Here is a 20,901-nt window from a genome sequence, read left to right on the forward strand (position 1 = left end):
AGGCGGGGGCCCTCTTTGCTTCACCGCGGCGCTGCGACCGCGACGACCCGCGCGCCCGTCGCGTCGTACGCCAACGCCGGGGCGTGGGCGAGGCGGCCGCGGTGCCGGCGCCGGACCGTGTGCTTGCCCGGTACGTACAACTCACCCGTGCCGCGCTCGGTGATCACGGCCGCCCGGTCGGGGTTCTCCAGGCTCTGCCAGCCACTGAAGCCGTTGCCGCCGGGGTCCTGCACGGTGCGGAAGACGTCCACGGTGGCCCCGCCGCCCCGTCTCCTCGGGTGGAGTGACGGCCGTGTGCACGCCCTTCGCCCGGCTCACACCTCCCGCCAGGCCTCCAGCGCCAGTCCCGGCTCGTCCTTGCGGCGGGTGAGCTGCAGCTGTCCGGTGGATGGGGACGACGTTGCCGCCACCACGCGGCCGTCCTCGTCCAACGCGAGGGACACCGTGGCGTCCGCGGGCAGGGCCGGGCCCGACTCGGTCCACCAGGCACCGGCCGACTCCTGCTCGGTCGGGTATGCGGCGAAGGCGACCCGGCCGCTCGCCGAGCGCTGCGCGAGCAAGGTGCAGTCGTGACCGTCGAGTTCGCAGCGCACCGCGGAGACGGGGCCGGGCCCGGCGGAGGGCAGCAGCGTGACGGGTTTGGCGCCGGGGCGCCAGGCGCACAGGTCGCCCGACTCGTCGGTGTAGAAGAGGGTCGTACCCTCCGGCGAGGTGGCCAGCGCACGCAGGGTGTCCGGGCGGACCTGCGCCTCCAACGCCTCCTCCAGGGAGGGCTGCGCGCCCGCCTCCTCCTGCCGCCAGTGCACGATGCCGCCGGGGACGGCCGCGTACACCTCGACGCGCCCCGACACCCCCGTCACCGCCGCCAACTCCCCTTGTACGTCACGCCCCTTGAGGTCCCGCCAGGGTTCCCAGCCGCCCTTCTCCTTCTGCGCGACCATGCTCACCCCGCCACCGTTGTTGCGGACGAAGACATGGGCGCGGCCCTCGGCGTCGACCGCGACGGCCGGCGGGCCGGTGCGGGATCCCTTCTTGTTCGGGTGCCCGAGCGGCGCCCAGTCGAGGGCGGCGAGCCGAGGCCGGAAGTGGGTGGAGTGCACGAGGCCCGCCTCGCCGGACACGGTGGGCCGCCAGGAGACCAGATGGGCGTACGAGTCGCTGCCCTGTCCGACCGCGGATGACGGGTGCAGCATCTGCTCGCCGCCGACCCGGTGCGCGGCCGTCCAGGGGCCGCCGGGTGAGCGCTCCGCACGGCACAGCAGGGCGTCGTCCGTGGGGAGGTAGACACTGAGCCGGCCGTCACGGCCGCGTAGGAGCCAGTCGCCGTTCACCGCTTCACTCTAAGCGGGGCGACACGCGGGCCGCGGCCCGGCCCCTGCGTCCTCGTACGTGCGGCCGGGCGCCGAGCGGGCAGGCTGTTCCTGAGCAACCACAGCAACAGTGAGAAGGAAGCCGACCTCATGACCGACCAGCTCACCGTGGGCGTCCTCGGCACCGGCATCATGGGCGCCGCCATGGCCCGCAACCTCGCCCGCGCCGGCCACCTGGTCCGCGCCTGGAACCGCACCCGCGCCAAGGCCGAGCCGCTCGCCGCCGACGGAGCACACATCGCCGACACGCCCGCCGAAGCCGTCCAGGGCGCCGATGTCGTCCTGACCATGCTCTACGACGGTCCGGCCACCCTGGACGTCATGCGCCAGGCGGCCCCCGCGCTGCGCCCCGGTGCCGCCTGGGTGCAGTCGACCACGGCCGGCATCGAGGCGATCGCCGGACTCGCCGCGTTCGCCGACGAGCACGGCCTCGTCTTCTACGACGCCCCGGTGCTCGGCACCCGCCAGCCCGCGGAGGCCGGGCAGCTGACCGTGCTGGCCGCCGGGCCCGCCGAGGGCCGGGGCGCGGTGGAGCCGGTGTTCGACGCGGTCGGCGCCCGCACGCTGTGGGCCGGGGACGACGCCGGCAGCGCGACCCGGCTCAAGCTGGTCGCCAACAGCTGGGTCCTCGCGGCGACCGCGGCGACCGGCGAGGTGCTCGCCCTGTCCCAGGCCCTGGACGTCGACCCGCAGAAGTTCTTCGACCTGATCGCGGGCGGCCCGCTCGACATGGGCTATCTCAAGGCCAAGGCGGGGCTGGTCCTGAACGACCGGCTGTCCCCGGCCCAGTTCGCGGTGGCCACGGCCGCCAAGGACGCCCGTCTGATCGTTGAGGCCGGGCGGGAGAACGGCGTCCGTCTGGATGTCGCCGCCGCCACGGCCGAACGCATGGAGCGGGCCGCCGCGCAGGGACACGGCGACGAGGACATGGCCGCGGCGTACTTCGCCAGCTTCGACGAGAAGCCGGTGGACCGAGCGGCCGGCAGCGGCGGCTGTGCGAACCTTTCCGCATGAGTGAGAGCGACCCCCTGCTCGTGATCGTGGATGCCGCGAACGTCGTCGGGTCGGTGCCCGACGGCTGGTGGCGTGACCGGCGGGGGGCCGCGGAACGCCTCCGCGACCGGCTCGCGGCCGACGGTCTCCCCGGTCGCTCCGGTCCCGTGGAGATCGTCCTCGTGGTGGAGGGGGCGGCGCGCGGAGTGGAGACGGTGCCCGGCGTCCGGGTGGAGTCGGCGCCGGGCAGCGGGGACGACCACATGGTCGACCTGGTCGCCGGGGCGGAGGGCCGCCCGGTCCTGGTGGTGACCGCCGACCGGGAACTGCGGCGCAGGGTTCAGGAGTTGGGGGCGGAGGTCTCGGGACCCCGTACCGTCAGGCCTGCGTGACGACGGAGGTGGCTGCCCCCTCCCGGCCCGGCGGCCTCAGGACCTCGCCGGCGCTGTCTGCTCGCCGCGCGCAAGACGGCTGTGGGAACGGCCGTACAGGAAGTACACGACGAAGCCGATCACCATCCAGATGGCGAACCGGAGCCAGGTCTCGGCCGGCAGGTTCAGCATCAGCCACAGCGAGGCGCACACCGACATGATCGGGATGACCGGGACCCACGGGGTACGGAAGGCGCGGTGCAGGTCGGGGCGGGTGTTGCGGAGGATGATCACGCCGATCGCGACGACGACGAAGGCGAAGAGCGTACCGATGTTCACCAGTTCCGCCAGTTCGCTGAGGCTGGTGAAGCCGGCGACGATCGCGATGATCACGCCGAGCAGGATGGTCGGCCGGTGCGGGGTCCTGAACCGCGGGTGGACGTGCGAGAAGAAGGTCGGCAGCAGTCCGTCGCGGCTCATCGCGAAGAAGACCCGGGTCTGCCCGAGCAGCAGGATCATGCAGACCGTCGTCAGGCCGACGGCGGCGCCGAAGCTGATGAAGCCCGCGAACCAGGGGTGCCCGGTGGCCTTGAAGGCGTCGGCGAGCGGGGCGCTCACGGACAGCTTGGTGTAGTGCTCCATCCCTGTGACGACGATCGAGACGGCGACATACAGGACCGTGCAGATGACGAGCGAGCCGAGGATGCCGCGCGGCATGTCGCGTTGCGGGTTCCTCGTCTCCTCGGCGGCCGTGGCGACGACGTCGAAACCGATGAACGCGAAGAAGACGACGGACGCGGCGGTGAAGATGCCCATCACACCGAAGTTGGAGGGCGCCCAGCCGAACATCAGCTGGATGAGCGGGGCCTTGAGGCTCCCGCCCGCCTCCACCGTCTGCGACTTCGGGATGAACGGCTTGTAGTTGTCGCCCTTGACGAAGAAGAGGCCCGCGACGATCACGGTGAGGACGACGGCCACCTTGACGGCGACGACGACGGAGGTGACCCGCGCGGAGAGCTTCGTGCCCACCACGAGGATCGCGGTCAGCACCAGGACCAGGGCGGCGGCGAGGATGTCGAAGCCGAAGCCGTGCGCCCCCTCCCTGCCGCTCAGCGCCTCGGGCAGATGCCAGCCGGCGTTGTCGAGGAGCGAGGCGATGTACCCGGACCAGCCGACGGCCACCACCGCCGTACCGAGCGCGAACTCCAGGACCAGGTCCCAGCCGATGATCCAGGCGGGCAGTTCGCCCAGGGAGGCGTACGAGAAGGTGTACGCCGAGCCGGCCACCGGGACCGTGGAGGCGAACTCGGCGTAGCAGAGCGCGGCGAGCCCGCAGGCGACGCCGGCCGCGACGAAGGCCAGGGCGACGGCGGGGCCCGCGTTGTTCTTTGCCACCGTGCCGGTGAGGACGAAGATGCCAGTGCCGATGATGACGCCGACGCCGAAGACCGTCAGATCGAGCGCGGAGAGGGATTTCTTCAGCGCGTGCTCGGGTTCCTCGGTATCGAGGATGGACTGCTCGACCTTCTTCGTCCGGAAGAGGGTGCTGCTCACGGGCTTACCTCCCACGCTTCGTCGTCCTCGACATGATCGAGAGGGGGCGTACTGCGTATGCCCCGGCGCGGGCGGATTCACGCAGATGGGCCGCTTTCACCACCCCTGGCGGTGGCGGAAGCGGCCCATCCGGTCGTGTCGGGCAGGTCAGTCGCGCGCGGGCTCCACCGAGTCGACGTCCGCCGCCTCACGGTCGAATCGGCCGTCCAGCTTGGAGACCAGGCCGGTGACCTGGCGGGCGATGTCGGGGGCGGTGAGCCCGACCTCCGTCATGACCTCGGCGCGGGAGGCGTGGTCGAGGAAGCGCGGCGGGATGCCGAAGTCGCGCAGCGGTACGTCGACGCCCGCGTCGCGCAGGGACTGCGCGATCGACGAACCGACGCCGCCGACACGGGAGTTGTCCTCGACGGTGACGACCACGCGGTGCCGCTCCGCGAGCGGCGCCATGGCCTCGTCGACGGGCTTGACCCAGCGCGGGTCGACGACGGTGGTGGAGATGCCCTGCTTGTCGAGCAGGGAGGCGATCTCCAGGCACATCGGAGCCAGGGCGCCCACGGAGACGAGCAGCACGTCCGGGGTGTCCGTGCCGGGCTCGCGAAGGACGTCCATGCCGCCCACCCGTCCCACGGCGGGTACGGCGGGGCCGACGGCGCCCTTGGAGAAGCGCACCACGGTCGGCGCGTCCTTGACCTCGACGGCCTCCCGCAGTTGGGCGCGCACCTGGTCGGCGTCGCGCGGCGCGGCGAGCCTGAGCCCCGGCACCACCTGCAGGATCGACATGTCCCACATGCCGTTGTGGGAGGCGCCGTCGGTGCCGGTGATGCCGGCCCGGTCCAGGACGAAGGTGACACCGCACTTGTGCAGCGCGACGTCCATCAGGACCTGGTCGAAGGCCCGGTTCAGGAAGGTGGCGTACACGGCGAAGACGGGGTGCAGTCCGCCGGTGGCGAGGCCCGCCGCGGAGACGGCCGCGTGCTGCTCGGCGATGCCGACGTCGTAGATCCGGTTCGGGAAGGCGTCCGCGAACTTCTTCAGGCCGACCGGCTGCAGCATCGCCGCGGTGATGGCGACGATGTCCTTGCGTTCCCGGCCGAGCCGGACCATCTCGTCGCCGAAGACGGACGTCCAGTCGGCACCGGAGGCCTTGACGGGCAGGCCGGTGTCCGGGTGGATCGGGCCGATGCCGTGGAAGCGGTCGGCCTCGTCCTGGAGGGCGGGCTGGTAGCCGCGGCCCTTCTCGGTGAGGCAGTGCACGATCACCGGGCCGCCGAACCGCTTGGCCCGCGCGAGGGCGGACTCCAGTGCCTCGATGTCGTGTCCGTCGATGGGACCGACGTACTTCAGACCGAGGTCCTCGAACATGCCCTGGGGGGCGATGAAGTCCTTGAGGCCCTTCTTCGCGCCGTGCAGGGTCTCGTAGAGCGGCCTGCCGACGACGGGCGTGCGCTCCAGCAGGTCCTTGCCGCGGGCCAGGAACCGCTCGTACCCGTCGGTCGTACGAAGAGTCGCGAGGTGGTTCGCGAGACCGCCGATGGTCGGTGCGTACGAGCGCTCGTTGTCGTTGACGACGATGACGAGCGGGCGGTCCTTGGCGTCGGCGATGTTGTTGAGGGCCTCCCAGGCCATGCCGCCGGTCAGGGCGCCGTCACCGATCACGGCGACCACATGGTCGTCGCGCTCCAGGATCTGGTTGGCCTTGGCGAGGCCGTCGGCCCAGCCGAGCACCGTGGAGGCGTGGCTGTTCTCGATGACGTCGTGCTCGGACTCGGCCTGCGAGGGGTAGCCGGACAGGCCGCCCTTCTGCTTCAGCTTCGAGAAGTCCTGGCGGCCGGTGAGCAGTTTGTGCACATAGGACTGGTGGCCCGTGTCCCACAGCACCTTGTCCTTCGGGGATTCGAAGACGCGGTGCAGGGCAATGGTGAGCTCGACGACGCCCAGGTTGGGGCCGAGGTGGCCGCCGGTCTTGGAGACGGCGTCGACGAGGAAGGTCCGGATCTCCTCTGCCAGCTGGTCCAGCTGCTCCAGGCTGAGCCGGTCCAGATCGCGCGGTCCCCTGATGCGGGTCAGCAGCGGCACCCGTGCCTCCTTGCAGTAGAGCTGTTGCCGGGCTCGTCGAGTCTAATGTTCCGCCCGTGCGGCGGACGCCCGGGCGGTGCGTGATAGGTCACGCGATGGGCTGTACCCAAGATCCCCGGGGCCTATGACACGACAATGCCCGGCACCAATGAGGTACCGGGCACCAGGAGCGCCCCGTCAGGGGCGCGGGGCTGTATCGATTTGCGGCTACCGCCGCGCGGGCGCGACCAGCCACACACGCCGACAAGAGGGGCCGCCTGCGGCCTCTTCAAGGGCGCGGGGCTGTATCGATTTGCGGCTACCGCCGCGCGGGCGCGACCAGCCACACACGCCGACAAGAGGGGCCGCTTGCGGCCCCTTCGGGGGCGCGGGGAACTGCGCGACCAGCCACAACGGACCGGCACCCGCAATACCACCGCACCCCGACGGCGCGACCGCGGAGCGCTACGCGCGACCGGCAGCCTTCTGGCTCCTACGGCTGACGGAGTCGATGACCACCGCACCGAGCAGAACCGCACCCGTGATCATGTACTGGATGGACGTGTTCATGTTGAGCAGGTCAAGCCCGGTCTGGATCGACTGGATGACCAGCATGCCCAGCAGCGCGGACCAGACCGAACCCCGCCCGCCGAACAGCGACGTACCACCGATGACGGCCGCCGCGATGGCGAGCATCAGGGTGTTGCCGCCACCGGCGGTCAGCGTCGCGCTCGCGGTCTGGCCGGCGAAGAACATGCCGCCGATCGCCGCGAACATGCCGGAGATGGCGAACACGGTGATGCGGACCACCGGCACGCTGATACCGGCACGGCGGGCCGCCTCGATGCCGCCGCCGACCGCGAAGACCTTGCGGCCGAAGGTGGTGCGCCGCAGCACGAAGTCGACGATCACGAGGCAGGCGAGGAAGATCACCAGGGCGTTGGAGACACCGGCGGCGTTGTTCAGCACCGCCGCGGCCGCGAAGGAGGCCACGGCGAGCAGAGCCACCCGCACCAGGATCTCGCTGGTGGGACGGAAGGGCACACCGGCCGCCCGGCGGCGGCGCTGCTCGTTGAACTGACCCACCAGCGCCAGGACGACACCGAGGCCGGCCAGCAGATAGGCGCCGACGATGGCCTGGTCCATGAAGAAGGAGTTCTGGCCGAACAGGTGCACCGGGCCGGTGTCGGCCGGGATGTTGATGGTGCCGCTGGAGCCCAGCAGCCACAGCATCAGACCGTTCCAGCCGAGGAAGCCGGCGAGTGTCACCACGAAGGCCGGGACGCCGATCCTGGCGAAGAAGAAGCCGTGCAGTGCACCGATGCCGATACCGGTCAGGATCGTCAGGACCAGCGCGAGCCAGTCGTTCATCCCGTGCTCGACCACGAACACGGCGAAGACGGTCGAGGCCAGGCCGCTGACCGAGCCGACGGAGAGGTCGATCTCGCCGAGCAGCAGCACGAACACCAGGCCGATGGCGAGCATGCCGGTGGCCGACAGGTAGTAGCTGATGTTGGAGAGGTTGTCCGCGCTGAGGAAGCGGTCGTTCTTCAGCTGGAAGATGGTCCAGATGATGATCAGGCCGATGACGACCGGCAGCGAGCCCAGCTCGCCGCCCTTCACCTTGCGCTTGAACTCGGTGAGGTAGCCCTTGAAGCCCTCTTCGCGGACCAGCAGCCGCGGGTCGACGACGGCGACCGGAGCGGCCGTCGGGTCGTCGGCCGGGGCCACGGTCTCCTGCTGTTCCGGCGCGCTGTCCGTCTTGGAAACCTTGGACGTGTCGCTCACTGTGCCGCCTCCGTGCTGCGACGCCCCGCACGACGGGTCACGGCATTTTCCGTGGCTCCGGTGATCGCGGCGATGATCTCTTCGTGACTGGTGTCCTTCACGGAGAAGGAACCGTTGTTCCTGCCCAGGCGAAGGACGGCGACGGTGTCCGCGACGGCCTTCACGTCGGCCATGTTGTGGCTGATGAGGATGACGGCGAGGTTCTGCTCGCGCAGCCGCTCGACCAGGTCGAGGACCTGGGCGGTCTGCTCGACGCCGAGGGCGGCGGTGGGCTCGTCGAGGATGACGACCTTGGGCTCGCCGATCAGGGCGCGGGCGATGGCGACGACCTGACGCTGGCCACCGGAGAGGCTGGCGATCGGGATGCGCACGCTCGGGATCCGGATGGAGAGCGTGCTCAGCAGCTCGCGGGCCTTCTTCTCCATCGACACCTCGTCGATGACGCCGCGGTGCAGCAGCTCGCGTCCGAGGTAGAGGTTGCCGACCACGTCAAGGTTGTCGCACAGGGCGAGGTCCTGGTAGACGGTCGCGACGCCGAGTCCCTGGGCGTCGTGCGGCTTGTTGATGCTGACCGGCCGGCCCTCCCACTCGATGACGCCGTCATCGATGGGGTGGACTCCGGCGATCGTCTTGACCAGGGTCGACTTCCCTGCGCCGTTGTCGCCGACCAGGGCGACGACTTCTCCGGCGTGGACCTCCAGTTCGACATCGGTGAGGGCCTGAACCGCACCGAATCGCTTGGAGACTCCGCGCAACGCCAGCACGGGCGTAGCGGACACGTGAACCATCTCCTTCGCCGCCTGACCGGCGGGGATGCCGCGCTTGGGGTAGTGCGCGGAGAGGTGTGCGAAGACGCACGAGGTTTACAGGATGAACATGCGCGAATCCGCTGCCCTTGGCAACGGTTCCGTCCGGTGCCCGTCCCGGTAGCGGGGTATGAAAGCCGGGACGGGCACCGGACAGGTCTCGCGGGACCGCCGCGGGGCGGTCACGGCTGCGGTGACTGCCCAGGGGTCCGGGCAGTCACTCGGGCTGCTTGCCTACTGGAGGCCGGCGGCCTTGCAGGCGCTGGCGTAGGCGCTGGTGCAGATCTGCTGGACGGTGTACAGACCGTCCTTGACGACCGTGTCCTTGATGTTGGCCTTGGTGACCGAGACCGGGGTCAGCAGCTGGGAGGGCACCTTGTCACCGGAGCCGCTGGTCAGCGTCGTGGTGGTGAGGGAGGAGATGCTCTTGCCCTGGGCCAGGTCGACAGCGAGCGTCGCGGCGCCCTCGGCCTCCGGCTTGTAGGCCTTGTAGACGGTGCTGGACTGGCTGCCGGCGAGGATCCGCTGGATGGCGGCGAGCTCCGCGTCCTGACCGGTCAGCGGGATACCGGAGATGCCTGCGCCCTTGAGGGTGTTGGCGATGCCACCGGCCATGCTGTCGTTGGCGGAGTAGACACCCGCGATGTTCTTGGCACCGAGCTGGGTGATGGCCGCGGACATCTTCTGGGCGGCGACCGTGTCCTTCCAGAGGCCGGACTGCTCGTAGGCGATGTTGACCTTGCCGTCGAGGGCCTGGTGCGCGCCCTTCTTGAACTGCGCGGCGTTCGGGTCGGCGTCGTCACCGTTGATCATGACGACCTTGGAGCTCTTGGACGCCTTCGAGCCCAGCGAGGTGAGCAGCGCCTGGCCCTGCAGGGCGCCGACCTTGACGTTGTCGAAGGAGATGTACGCGGAGACCGGGCCCTGCGCGAGACGGTCGTACGCGACGACCTTGATGCCCTTGTTCACCGCGGTCTGGATGGAGGACTTGATGGCCGCGGAGTCCTGGGCGCTGATCACGATGACCTTGACACCCTTGGTGATCATGCTGCTGACCTGCTGCGCCTGCTTGGCCGCGTCGGCGTTGGCGTTGGCGTACTGCACGGAGCAGCCGGAGCAGAGGGCCTTGACCTTGGCCTCGAAGAGCGGCCGGTCGAACTGCTCGTAGCGGGTCTGGGTGTTGTCGGGAAGAAGCAGGCCGATCGACGTGTTGCCGCCCGAGGTGCCGCCCGAGGACTTCTTGTTGTTGTCGCCGGCCTTACCACAAGCGGCCACAGCCAGAGCCATCGAGACCGCGGTCGTACCGATCACGACCTTACGCATCGTTGAGTTCATTTTGGGGGTGCCTCCCTGACAGGGCCGCAACGCTGCGGCCGAGGTGGCTGGAAGTCAACTCGGCCACACGTGCGACGTCAAGAAGTAAATACTTAACGAGATGGCAACGGCGTCATGCGTTCTCTAAGTGAAGGCAGGTGTCGCAGTCGACAGAGTGCCATCCAAAAGGGTCGAATCGCCCATCTCGCTGAGTGCGAGAGCGAGCGCTCCGAGCACCTCCGCACGGCCCCCAAGTGCCCCTGGGAGAACGGACAGTTGGCGTGCCGCACTGGGGATGGCATAGCGGCCGACCGACTCCCTGATCGGCCCGAGCACCAGCTCACCGGCCTCGGCGAGATCACCACCCAGGACCACCCGGCTCGGGTTCAGCAGATTGCAGAGATTGGCAACTCCGGAACCGATGTGACGGCCGACGTCGGCGATCACCCGACGGCAGCCCGGGTCCCCGTCCCTGGCCAGCCGCACGACGCCTTCCATCGTGAGGTCGGTGCCGTGGCTCGACTGGAGCAACGGAAGCACATAGCGCGCTGCCGCAAAGGTTTCCAGGCATCCCCGGTTACCGCAGCGGCAGACAGGGCCGGATTCGTCGAGTGTAATATGTCCGATTTCTCCTGCGGTGCCACCGGGACCCCGGTAGATCGTCCCGTTGATCACCAGACCCGCGCCGACACCGCTCGCGACCTTGATGTACGCCAGGTCCCTGACCCCCCGGCCACTGCCCCAGACCAGCTCGCCGAGGGCGCCGAGGTTGGCGTCGTTGTCCACGTGCACGGGCACGCCGAGCCGCCCCCGCAGCTCCTCGGCGGGCTTTGTACCGATCCAGCCGGGCAGGATCGCGGACGAGCCGAGGGTGCCGGACTCGACGTCGATCGGACCGGGCACGCCGAGGCCCACGCCCGCGACTTTGGACCGGTCGACACCCGTTGCTGCAATCAGGCGATTGACCAGCTCTTCCGCCCGGTCGAAGCCCTGCGCCGAGGAGGCGTCCACGTCCAACGGCTCGGACTCCTCGGCCAGCACCTGGTGGGCGAGGTTCCCGACCGCGACGCGCAAATGCGTGTGCCCGAAGTCCACGCCGATGACGATCCCGGCGTCACCGCTGAGAGAGACGCTGCGGGCCCTTCGGCCGCCCGCCGATGTGGGCGTGACCTCGACCGTTCCGCCGTCCTTGAGCTCGCGGACGATATTGGAGACCGTTGCCGCGGACAGCCCTGTGGTCCTCGCGATCTCCGCCTGCGTGAGCGACCCGGCCAGCCGGACGGCCCGTACGACCCGCTCCAGGTTGGCTCGGTGCAGTGACGACTGCGACCCCGGAGTCTCCACGACGACCTCCTGCGCGCGGGACCGCTTCGATGAGGCCCCGTCTATGTCCAACTAGTGAACTCTAAGCTGAGCCGTTCGGGTCGCCTCCCGTCAAGAGGTTGAACTGTTTCCGGGTCGTTGAACACACCCGGACGCACGCGCACAGACGCGTGCGCGCCGTTCCCCCGAGCCGCGGGGAACGGCGCGCACGCCGAGCGTGGGAGCGCTACTTCAGCGCGCCTGCCGTCAGCCCCTGAACCACCTGCCGCTGGAAGACGATGTACGCCGCGAGCACCGGCAGCATCGCCATCACCAGGCCGGCGAAGAGCCCTGACCAGTCGCCCTTGTACCCCTGACTGGCCGCCAGCTGCACCAGCCCCTGGGTCAGCACGCGCTTGTCCGGGTCGGTGTTGAGCACCGTCGGCAGCATGTACTGGTTCCACTGCCCGAGGAAGTTGAAGATCCCCACGCTGATCAGGCCGGGCTTGGCCATCGGCAGCATGATCTGGAAGAACGTCCGGCTGTGCGAGGCCCCGTCGACGAAGGCCGCCTCCGCGACCGAGGTCGGCAGGGTGCGGAAGAACGCCGTCAGGAAGAAGACCGTGAACGGCAGCGAGTAGGCGATGTAGACCAGGATCAGGCCGTGGATGGTGTTCAGCAGACCCATGTTGTTCACGACGTAGAACAACGGGACCAGCGCCAGCATGATCGGGAAGCTCATGCCGCCGATGAAGAGGAAGTAGATGAAGCGGTTGCCCGGGAAGTCGAACCGGGCGAGCACGTACGCCGCCATCGAGCCGAGCACCAGCGTGCCGATGAGCGAACCGCCCACCACCAGGATGGTGTTGAGGAAGTAGTCGCTCATGTTGGCGTCGGTCCAGGCCCGCGCCCAGTTGTCGAAGTGCAGCTTGTCCGGCAGCGCCCAGGGCGAGCTGAAGATGGAGCTGTCGTCCTTGAAGGAGGTCATCACCGCCCACAGCAGCGGCATGACGACCATGAACGCCCACAGGACGAGCATCCCGTGGGAGAAGACGTTGAGGACGTTGCCTTCCTTCTTCTCCTTCGCGGGCGCGGCGGAGGGGACGTCGACCTTGGAGACGGAGGCACCGGACTCGGCTGGTACGGAGGCGGGGGTATCGGTCGTCTTCATCGGGGTTCCTCCGTGGACACCTTGGCCTTCAGGCCGGGGGGAAATGTACTCCCGCGGAGCAGGACAGGGGCAGCCGGATCGCCGCCAGGACGACGCCGCGTCCACCAACGGGGAACCGGCTCACAAGTTGACATGATATTTTGTGAGCCATGACCACTCACGTGAAGCGGGCGTTCAAGTACCGCTTCTATCCGACCGATGCGCAGGCGGCCGAGCTGTCGCGCACGTTCGGGTGCGTGCGGAAGGTCTACAACCTCGCGCTCGCGGCACGCACCGAGGCGTGGGCGCTGCGCCAGGAACGGATCAACTACAACGCGACGTCGGCGATGCTGACGGCATGGAAGAAGACCGAGGAACTCGCGTTCCTCAACGACGTCTCCTCCGTTCCGCTCCAGCAGTGCCTGAGACACTTGCAGGCTGCGTTCACCCACTTCTTCGCCAAGCGGGCCAAGTACCCACGGTTCAAGTCGAAGAAGAAGTCCCGCAAGTCGGCCGAGTACACGTCCAGCGCGTTCCGCTTCCGGGACGGGGAGCTGATCCTGGCCAAGATGACGGAACCGCTCGACGTTGTATGGTCCCGCCCCCTCCCAGAAGGCGCGTCGCCGTCCATGGTGACCGTGTCCCAGGACGGCGCGGGCCGCTGGTACGTGTCCCTGCTGTGCGAGGATCCGTCCGTCAAGCCGCTCCCGGGCGTCGGCACGGTTGTCGGGGTGGACGCCGGGCTCGACCACTTGCTGACCCTGTCGACCGGGGAGAAGATCACCAATCTCCGGCACGAGCGGCGCGACCGCTCCCGTCTGGCCAAGGCCCAGCGGGAGCATGCCCGCAAGGCCAAGGGCAGCAACAACCGGAAGAAGGCGCGCCGGAAGGTCGCCAAGATTCACGCCGCGATCGCCGATCGTAGACGTGACCACCTGCATCAGATCACCACCCGACTCGTTCGTGAAAACCAAACGATCGTGATCGAGGACCTCACCGTTCGGAACCTGCTGAAGAACGGCCATCTCGCCCGTGCCATCTCCGATGCGGCGTGGAGCGAGTTCAGGAGCCTGCTGGAGTACAAGGCCGAGTGGTACGGCCGCGAAGTGATCGCGGTCGACCGCTGGTTCCCCTCCACCAAGCTCTGCTCCACCTGCGGCAGCTTGCAGAGCAAGATGCCGCTCAACGTCCGTACCTGGACGTGCGACAACTGTGGCACGACCCACGACCGGGACGTGAACGCAGCGAAGAACCTCTTGGCCGCCGGGCTGGCGGTGTCGGCCTGTGGAGCCGGTGTAAGACCTCAACGGAGCACTCCGGGCGGGCAGTCGGCGACGAAGCAGGAAATCCCACGGCGCGAGCCGTAGGAATCCCCCGCCGACAGGCGGGGGAGGAAGTCAACTGATCAGTACTCCAGCCGCTCGCGCCGGCCCAGCCGCATCACGATCGCCGCGAAGGCCAGCGTGACGATGAGCAGGGCGACGCCGATGGTGGTCGCGTAGGCGGCCTGTCCGTCACGGAACGCCTTCTGGTACACGTACAGGACCATGACGGTGGTCGAGTAGTCGGGACCGCCGGGCCCGGTCGTCATGATCTGTACGACCGCGAACGACTCGGCTCCCAGCGCGAGGATTCCCATGTAGACCCAGCCGGACTGCACGGTGTCCCACAGCAGGGGCAGGGTGATCCGGAAGAACGTGCTGACGCGGCTCGCCCCGTCCAGCAGCGCGGCCTCGTACAGGTCCGCCGGAATGGAGGCCATACCGGCGGAGAAGAGGACCACGAAGAAGCCGACCGAGGACCAGACCAGCACCGCCATCACGCACCACAGGGCCAGGCTCGGGTCGCCCAGCCAGAGCGGCTGGACGCTGTCGAGCCCGATTCCCCGCAGCAGCGAGTTGATCGCGCCGCTGTCCGGGTTGTACGCGAAGGCGAACAGCAGGGCGACGATCGCGATCGAGAGCACCTGCGGGAAGAAGTAGACGATTTTGTAGAAGGACGAACCGCGGACACCGGAAATCACCGGGCCGCCCCGCCTCCTCCGCCCGCCCACATTGATCATGAAGGCGAAGAACAACGCCAGACTGATCGTCACCACCGGCAGCACCAACGCGAACAACAGGCTGTGCTGCAACGACTTCCAGAAGATCTCGTCGTCGAGCAGCCTTTTGTAGTTGTCGAGGCCGACCATCTTGAATTCGGGGCTCAGGCCGGTCCAGTCCGTGAACGAGTAGTAGATGGACTGGATGAACGGCCAGACGACGAACAGCGCATAAAGCCCCAGGGGCAGCGCCAGAAACCCCACGATGAACCGGTACTTGCCGTGCTGCATTACTACCTACCCCGATCTCTGGGCGGGTGCTGCCTGTGCTGCCGCTGGTGACGGGCCCTCACTGGTGCTTGTAGTGCTTGATCGACGTGTCCTTGGCGGCCGCGTCGGCGAAGCCCTGGATCTTCTTGATGGCTTCGGCCGGGGTGATACGGCCGGCCATCATCTCACCGAGGCCCGCCACACCGATCTGCTCCTTCTGCAACTGGACGTACCAGTCCTGGAGCCGCGGATTGAGCACGTTGTTACCGGCCAGCTTCAGCGCCGCGACACCGGACTTCAGGCCCGGGGTCAGGGAGATCCCGGTGGTGCCGCCGTTGAACGCGGTCAGCGACTTGACCTTGGTGGTGAAGTTCTTCGAGGAGGCCTCGCTGAGCATGATGCGCAGCTGCTCCATACCGCCCTCGGGGTTCGCCGCCTTGGCCGGGACGATGAAGGGCTCGCCGCCGGAGGCCCAGATCGTACCGAAGGGCATCTTGTCGGAGCTGTCGATACCGGTGGGCGCGGAGACCGCCAGGTTGAAGTCGGCGGGGATGACGTTCGCCGACTCGTTCTCCACCCAGGAGCCGTTCGGGATGAACAGCGCCTTGCCCTTGGCCCACGCGGTCTGCGACTGGATGTGGTCGAGGCCGGGGGTGCCCTGGAGGATGTAGCCCTTCTTGTAGAGCTCGTAGTAGGCGTCGAAACACGCCTTGACGGCCGGGTGCTTCCAGGCGTTCGGCTCGAGGTTGTCGATGGCGTCGAGGACCTCGCGGCCGCCGACCTTGCCGATCATCGGGTAGAGCGAGAAGGGGATGTAGTACGGGTACTTGCCCGCGTACGTCCAGCCCGCCATGCCCTTCTTCTTGGCCTTCTCGCACACGGCGAGCATCTCGTCCCAGGTCTTCGGGTACTGCGCGTCGAGCGAGTCCAGCGCCTTCTGCGAGTACCAGACGCCGTACACCGTGTAGGCGTAGTACATGATCCAGACCGGGTTGCCGTCGAACTGGCCCATCTCCACGATGCCGGGGCGCAGCGTGTCGCGGACCTTCTTGTTCGGGTCGTCGTAGGACGGGGCGTCAAGGAGCGGGGTGAGGTCGGAGAGCTGGTTCTTGCCGACCAGGACGCCCATGTCCATCTGCTCGGCGCCGGAGTTGTCGATGAGGTCCGGCGGGGTGCCCTGGTTGAAGCGGGGCTGGAGCGTGGACTGGATCTTCTGGGTGGCGGAGAACTTCACCTTCACCTTGGGGAAGTTCTTCTCGTAGATCTTCACGGCGTCCTGGGCGTACTCCTTGCCGAAGCCGCCGTCGAACAGGACGAACTCCATACCCGCGGTCTCGTTCACGCCCAGCGGGTTCTTGGCGGTCTTCTTGCCCGCCTTGGCCTTGCTCTCGTTGCCGCCGCCGCCACTGCTCGCGCAGGCCGACAGGAAACTCATCGTGGGTACGGAGATCAGTCCGAGCGCAGCGGACCGCTTGATCAGATCGCGGCGGCCGACACCCGCGTTGCCGGTGTTCTCGGCAGAAGTGGATCCCATGCTCAAGTCCTCGCCTTCTCCAGGACTCAGGCGGTGAACCGGATCCTCCCCGGCACCGCGGTCAGGTCAGCAGGGTCGTGCAGGAAGTGCGGATGGTGAAGAACGGATCGGGTGAATCGCCGACAGGTATAGTCCACTTCCCGCCAACGGAGCAAGATCGAATGCAAGGTTGGCCAATGGTCTTATCCGAGTTGAGACCTCCAGGAAATATGAGGCGCCTGTGGCCACCTTGCCGGAAAAATCCGCGACATACGCCCCGAATGCCACAGTCAACACCCTTGACATCACTGAGCACTTGACCCACTACTGGTCTCTGCGCGTCGCAGTTGACAACGTTGTCCAGAGCGCAGGGAGGGTGCTGGCGTATGCGGCACAGAGCTCGGCACAGATGGGGTCCGGCGGTCGTGGTCACGGCCGCCTTTGTCATGGCGGTGGGCTCGCAGGGGGCGGCGGTCGCCCTGCCCGACGCGCCGCCCAAGGCCGACCGGGAGTTCGCGTCCTCCTTCGAGGCGGGTGATCCGGCCCCGGACTGGCTCAACACCGTGGACACCGCGGCGGACGGCAGCAAGCGGGCCTCCGGTGTCGACGGCGGCTACAGCACCGGCATCCCGGGCAATGTCACCGACCATGTCACGGACGTGCGCGCCAGCGCCGAGAACACGGACGGCGGCGAGGTGAAGGAGAACCTCGTGGACGGCGAGTCCGGCACCAAGTGGCTGACCTTCGCGCCCACCGGCTGGGTCGAGTTCGACCTGGACAAGCCGATCAAGCTGGTTACATACGCGCTGACCTCGGCCAATGACGTGGCCGAGCGCGATCCGAGGGACTGGAGCCTGCAGGGCTCCACGGACGGCAAGGACTGGAAGACCGTCGACACCCGCTCCGGCGAGTCCTTCTCCGAGCGCTTCCAGACCAGGTCGTACGACCTCGCCGAGCCGGCCGAGTACCAGCACTTCCGGCTCGACATCACGAAGAACAACGGCGCGGACATCCTGCAGCTGGCCGATGTGCAGTTCTCCACGGGCGGCAGCGGCGGCCCCGTCCCGCAGGACATGCTCTCGCTGGTGGACCGCGGCCCGAGCGGATCGCCCACCGCGAAGGCGGGCGCCGGGTTCACCGGAAAGAGAGCCCTGCGTTACGCCGGACGGCACACCGGCGACGGGCGGGCGTACTCGTACAACAAGGTCTTCGACGTGAACGTGGCCGTCGGCCGGAACACCCGGCTGTCGTACCGGATCTTCCCGTCGATGGCGGACGGGGACCGCGACTACGACGCCACGAACGTGTCGGTGGATCTCGCCTTCACGGACGGCACCTATCTGAGCGATCTCGGCGCGAGGGACCAGCACGGGTTCACGCTGTCGCCGCAGGGCCAGGGCGCCTCGAAGGCCCTCTACGTCAACCAGTGGAACAACGTGGATTCGCAGATCGGGTCGGTCGCGGCCGGAAGGACGGTCGACCGGATCCTGGTGGCGTACGACTCCCCCAGGGGCCCGGCGAAGTTCCGCGGCTGGCTGGACGACATTGCGATCAGGCCGGTCGCGCCGGAGCCGCCGAAGGCCCATCTGTCCGACTACGCGCTCACCACCCGCGGCACCAACTCCAGCGGCGGCTTCTCGCGCGGCAACAACCTTCCCGCGACCGCCCTGCCGCACGGCTTCAACTTCTGGACGCCGGTGACCAACGCGTCCTCGCTGAGCTGGCTGTACGACTATGCGCGTGCGAACAACGACGACAACCTGCCGACGATCCAGGCGTTCAGTGCCAGTCACGAGCCGAGCCCGTGGATGGGCGACCGGCAGACCTTCCAGGTGATGCCGTCCGCCGCGCCGGGCGCCCCGGACACCGGCCGTCAGGCCCGTGAGCTGGCCTTCCGGCACGAGAACGAGACCGCGCGGCCGTACTACTACGGGGTGCGGTTCGAGAACGGCCTGAAGGCCGAGATGGCCCCCACCGACCATGCGGCGGCGCTCCGGTTCACCTACCCCGGCGACGACGCGAGCGTGATCTTCGACAATGTGACGGAGCAGGCAGGGCTCACCCTCGACAAGGACAACGGGATCGTCACCGGCTACTCGGACGTGAAGTCCGGGCTGTCGACCGGCGCGACCCGGCTGTTCGTGTACGGCGTCTTCGACAAGAAGGTGACGGACGGCTCGTCGAGCGGGGTCAAGGGCTATCTGCGCTTCGCCGCCGGCGAGGACCACACGGTCACCCTCCGCCTCGCCACCTCGCTCATCAGCATCGACCAGGCCAAGGACAACCTCGGTCAGGAGATCCCGGACGGCACGTCCTTCGACGCGGTGAAGAACCGCGCCCAGCGGATCTGGGACCGCCTGCTCGGCAAGGTCGAGGTCGAGGGCGCGACGCCGGACCAGCTGACCACGCTGTACTCGTCCATGTACCGGCTGTACCTGTACCCCAACTCCGGCTTCGAGAAGGTCGGTTCGGCGTACCAGTACGCCTCCCCGTTCTCGCCGATGCCCAGCCAGGACACACCGACGCACACCGGCGCGAAGATCGTGGACGGCAAGGTGTACGTCAACAACGGCTTCTGGGACACCTACCGGACGACCTGGCCGGCGTACTCACTGCTGACGCCCGGTCAGGCGGGCGAGATGGTGGACGGGTTCGTGCAGCAGTACAAGGACGGCGGCTGGACCTCGCGCTGGTCCTCCCCCGGATACGCGGATCTGATGACCGGCACCTCCTCTGACGTGGCGTTCGCGGACGCGTATGTCAAGGGCGTGAAGTTCGACGCGAAGGCGGCGTACGAAGCGGCCGTGAAGAACGCGACGGTCGTCCCGCCGATGTCGGGCGTGGGCCGCAAGGGCATGGCGACCTCGCCCTTCCTCGGCTACACCACGACCTCCACCAACGAGGGCTTCTCGTGGGCGATGGACGGCTACAACAACGACTACGGCATCGCCCGGATGGGCCAGGCCCTCTACGCGAAGACCGGTGAGGAGCGGTACAAGGAGGAGTCCGAGTACTTCCTCAACCGCGCTCAGGACTATGTCAACCTCTACGACAAGTCGGCCGACTTCTTCCAGGGCCGAAACGACCGGGGCGACTGGCGACTCGACGCGTCCAAGTACGACCCACGGGTGTGGGGCTACGACTACACCGAGAGCAACGGCTGGGGTTACGCCTTCACCGTCCCGCAGGACACCCGGGGCCTGGCGAACCTGTACGGCGGCAGGGGCGCGCTGGCCAAGAAGCTGGACCGGTTCTTCTCGACCCCGGAGACGGCCGACCCGCAGTTCGCCGGGTCCTACGGCGGCGTCATCCACGAGATGACCGAGGCCCGGGACACCCGGATGGGCATGCTCGGGCAGTCCAACCAGCCCGCCCACCACATCCCCTATCTGTACGACGCGGCCGGACAGCCGTGGAAGACGCAGGAGAAGGTGCGCGAGATCCTCTCGCGGCTCTACACCGGCAGCGAGATCGGCCAGGGCTACCACGGCGACGAGGACAACGGCGAGCAGTCGGGCTGGTACCTCTTCTCGGCCCTCGGCTTCTACCCGCTCGTCATGGGCAGCGGTGAGTACACCATCGGCTCCCCGCTGTTCACCAAGGCCACCGTGCATCTGGAGAACGGCCACGACCTGGTGGTCAAGGCGCCCGGGAACAGCCGCAGGAACATCTACGTCCAGGGCGTGCGCTTCAACGGGCGGGCGTGGAACTCGACTTCGCTCCCCCACTCGCTGCTCTCCAAGGGCGGGGTCCTGGAGTTCGACATGAGCGCGAAGCCCTCGTCCTGGGGCACGGGCAGGAACGCGGCACCCGTGTCGATCACCCAGGACGACAAGGTGCCGACGCCGCGTGCGGACGTGCTGAAGGGCGAGGGGCCGCTGTTCGACGACACCTCGGCTACGGAAGCCACCGTCACATCAGTGGACCTTCCGGTGTCCGGGCCGGTCAAGGGCCTTCAGTACACGCTGACTTCGTCCGCCGACCACACGAAGGCGCCGACTGGCTGGACGCTTCAGGGATCGGACGACGACGGCACCACCTGGCGGACCCTCGACAAACGGTCCGGCGAGTCCTTCGCCTGGGACCGGCAGACACGCGCGTTCACGGTGGGCTCTCCGGGGACGTACGGAAAGTACCGGCTGGTGCTGGACGGCGAGGCGGTGGTGTCGGAAGTCGAACTGCTGGCCTGAATAGCAGTGTTGCGGGCCTGACCGCGTCAACTGGTTTGACAGAGTTGTCGGTTGACGCGGTACTGTCTTGTGTAGACCACGCGACAACGTTGTCGTCGCATTTCTGTGTCGCCACAGGCCAACACTCCCCGGGCAGGTACTCCCCCGGCCTGCACCGGCTCGCGGACCCGGTGGACGACCCATC

15 protein-coding genes are annotated in these 20,901 nt (G+C 68.2%); 4 read left to right on the top strand and 11 right to left on the bottom strand.

The annotated features are described in order from the left end of the window. Positions 1-20 precede the first annotated feature (20 nt). Positions 21-251, bottom strand: coding sequence for a hypothetical protein (locus AB0N07_RS07115; protein ID WP_365832914.1), 231 nt, complete (start codon positions 249-251; stop codon positions 21-23). Between the two features lie 63 nt (positions 252-314). After that, positions 315-1,331 (bottom strand): hypothetical protein, encoded by a 1,017-nt coding sequence (locus tag AB0N07_RS07120; RefSeq protein WP_365832916.1) that lies wholly within the window; start codon positions 1,329-1,331, stop codon positions 315-317. A gap of 129 nt (positions 1,332-1,460) precedes the next feature. Between AB0N07_RS07120 and AB0N07_RS07125 the strand changes: the two genes are divergently transcribed. Both AB0N07_RS07125 and AB0N07_RS07130 read left to right on the top strand, forming a co-directional pair. Next, positions 1,461-2,384: an NAD(P)-dependent oxidoreductase gene (locus tag AB0N07_RS07125; RefSeq protein ID WP_365832918.1), complete on the top strand. Its 924-nt coding sequence runs from the start codon at positions 1,461-1,463 to the stop codon at positions 2,382-2,384. After that, positions 2,381-2,755: an NTP pyrophosphohydrolase gene (locus AB0N07_RS07130; protein WP_365832920.1), complete on the top strand. Its 375-nt coding sequence runs from the start codon at positions 2,381-2,383 to the stop codon at positions 2,753-2,755. Before AB0N07_RS07125 ends, AB0N07_RS07130 begins: the two co-directional genes overlap by 4 nt. Before the next feature lie 36 nt (positions 2,756-2,791). On the opposite strand, the gene AB0N07_RS07135 is transcribed toward AB0N07_RS07130, so the two are convergent. From AB0N07_RS07135 to AB0N07_RS07165, 7 genes are all read right to left on the bottom strand, one after another. Further along, the gene (locus AB0N07_RS07135) at positions 2,792-4,288 is read right to left on the bottom strand and encodes an amino acid permease (RefSeq protein ID WP_365832922.1); all 1,497 of its coding nucleotides are present in this window, start codon (positions 4,286-4,288) and stop codon (positions 2,792-2,794) included. Between the two features lie 147 nt (positions 4,289-4,435). Next, positions 4,436-6,364 carry a 1-deoxy-D-xylulose-5-phosphate synthase gene (gene dxs, locus AB0N07_RS07140; RefSeq protein ID WP_365832924.1) on the bottom strand — a complete coding sequence of 643 codons (1,929 nt, stop codon included), beginning with the start codon at positions 6,362-6,364 and terminating at the stop codon, positions 4,436-4,438. 444 nt (positions 6,365-6,808) lie between these two features. Beyond that, positions 6,809-8,131, bottom strand: coding sequence for a sugar ABC transporter permease (locus tag AB0N07_RS07145; protein ID WP_365832926.1), 1,323 nt, complete (start codon positions 8,129-8,131; stop codon positions 6,809-6,811). Beyond that, positions 8,128-8,919, bottom strand: a complete 792-nt coding sequence (locus tag AB0N07_RS07150; RefSeq protein ID WP_365832928.1) for an ATP-binding cassette domain-containing protein — start codon at positions 8,917-8,919, stop codon at positions 8,128-8,130. Before AB0N07_RS07150 ends, AB0N07_RS07145 begins: the two co-directional genes overlap by 4 nt. 252 nt (positions 8,920-9,171) lie before the next feature. Continuing rightward, positions 9,172-10,260, bottom strand: coding sequence for a substrate-binding domain-containing protein (locus AB0N07_RS07155; protein ID WP_365832930.1), 1,089 nt, complete (start codon positions 10,258-10,260; stop codon positions 9,172-9,174). Between the two features lie 135 nt (positions 10,261-10,395). Then, positions 10,396-11,595: an ROK family transcriptional regulator gene (locus AB0N07_RS07160; protein WP_365832932.1), complete on the bottom strand. Its 1,200-nt coding sequence runs from the start codon at positions 11,593-11,595 to the stop codon at positions 10,396-10,398. A 205-nt stretch (positions 11,596-11,800) separates the two neighbouring features. Continuing rightward, positions 11,801-12,724, bottom strand: a complete 924-nt coding sequence (locus tag AB0N07_RS07165) for a carbohydrate ABC transporter permease (RefSeq protein ID WP_365832934.1) — start codon at positions 12,722-12,724, stop codon at positions 11,801-11,803. A gap of 149 nt (positions 12,725-12,873) precedes the next feature. Between AB0N07_RS07165 and AB0N07_RS07170 the strand changes: the two genes are divergently transcribed. Further along, positions 12,874-14,070, top strand: a complete 1,197-nt coding sequence (locus AB0N07_RS07170; RefSeq protein WP_365832936.1) for an RNA-guided endonuclease TnpB family protein — start codon at positions 12,874-12,876, stop codon at positions 14,068-14,070. A 38-nt stretch (positions 14,071-14,108) separates the two neighbouring features. Here the strand turns inward: AB0N07_RS07170 and AB0N07_RS07175 are convergent, their stop codons facing one another. Beyond that, a complete protein-coding gene (locus tag AB0N07_RS07175; protein ID WP_365832938.1) occupies positions 14,109-15,035 on the bottom strand; it encodes a sugar ABC transporter permease in 927 nt (308 codons plus the stop codon). Positions 15,036-15,093: 58 nt separating this feature from the next. Further along, on the bottom strand, positions 15,094-16,548 hold the full coding sequence (gene ngcE / locus AB0N07_RS07180; RefSeq protein ID WP_365832940.1) for an N-acetylglucosamine/diacetylchitobiose ABC transporter substrate-binding protein: 1,455 nt from the start codon (positions 16,546-16,548) through the stop codon (positions 15,094-15,096). A gap of 365 nt (positions 16,549-16,913) precedes the next feature. Here ngcE and AB0N07_RS07185 point away from each other — a divergent pair, with 365 nt between their 5' ends. Beyond that, on the top strand, positions 16,914-20,717 hold the full coding sequence (locus AB0N07_RS07185; protein ID WP_365832942.1) for a GH92 family glycosyl hydrolase: 3,804 nt from the start codon (positions 16,914-16,916) through the stop codon (positions 20,715-20,717). Positions 20,718-20,901: the final 184 nt, after the last annotated feature.

It is taken from the genome of Streptomyces sp. NPDC051172 (genome assembly GCF_040682555.1).
GTDB lineage: Bacteria > Actinomycetota > Actinomycetes > Streptomycetales > Streptomycetaceae > Streptomyces.

Coding starts and splice junctions, on each gene's coding strand:
- AB0N07_RS07130 (WP_365832920.1), top strand. CDS start 2,381: ATGAGTGAGAGCGACCCCCTGCTCGTGATCGTGGATGCCGCGAACGTC.
- ngcE (WP_365832940.1), bottom strand. CDS start 16,548: ATGGGATCCACTTCTGCCGAGAACACCGGCAACGCGGGTGTCGGCCGC.
- AB0N07_RS07185 (WP_365832942.1), top strand. CDS start 16,914: ATGCGGCACAGAGCTCGGCACAGATGGGGTCCGGCGGTCGTGGTCACG.
- AB0N07_RS07175 (WP_365832938.1), bottom strand. CDS start 15,035: ATGCAGCACGGCAAGTACCGGTTCATCGTGGGGTTTCTGGCGCTGCCC.
- AB0N07_RS07170 (WP_365832936.1), top strand. CDS start 12,874: ATGACCACTCACGTGAAGCGGGCGTTCAAGTACCGCTTCTATCCGACC.
- AB0N07_RS07155 (WP_365832930.1), bottom strand. CDS start 10,260: ATGCGTAAGGTCGTGATCGGTACGACCGCGGTCTCGATGGCTCTGGCT.
- AB0N07_RS07125 (WP_365832918.1), top strand. CDS start 1,461: ATGACCGACCAGCTCACCGTGGGCGTCCTCGGCACCGGCATCATGGGC.
- AB0N07_RS07150 (WP_365832928.1), bottom strand. CDS start 8,919: ATGGTTCACGTGTCCGCTACGCCCGTGCTGGCGTTGCGCGGAGTCTCC.
- AB0N07_RS07165 (WP_365832934.1), bottom strand. CDS start 12,724: ATGAAGACGACCGATACCCCCGCCTCCGTACCAGCCGAGTCCGGTGCC.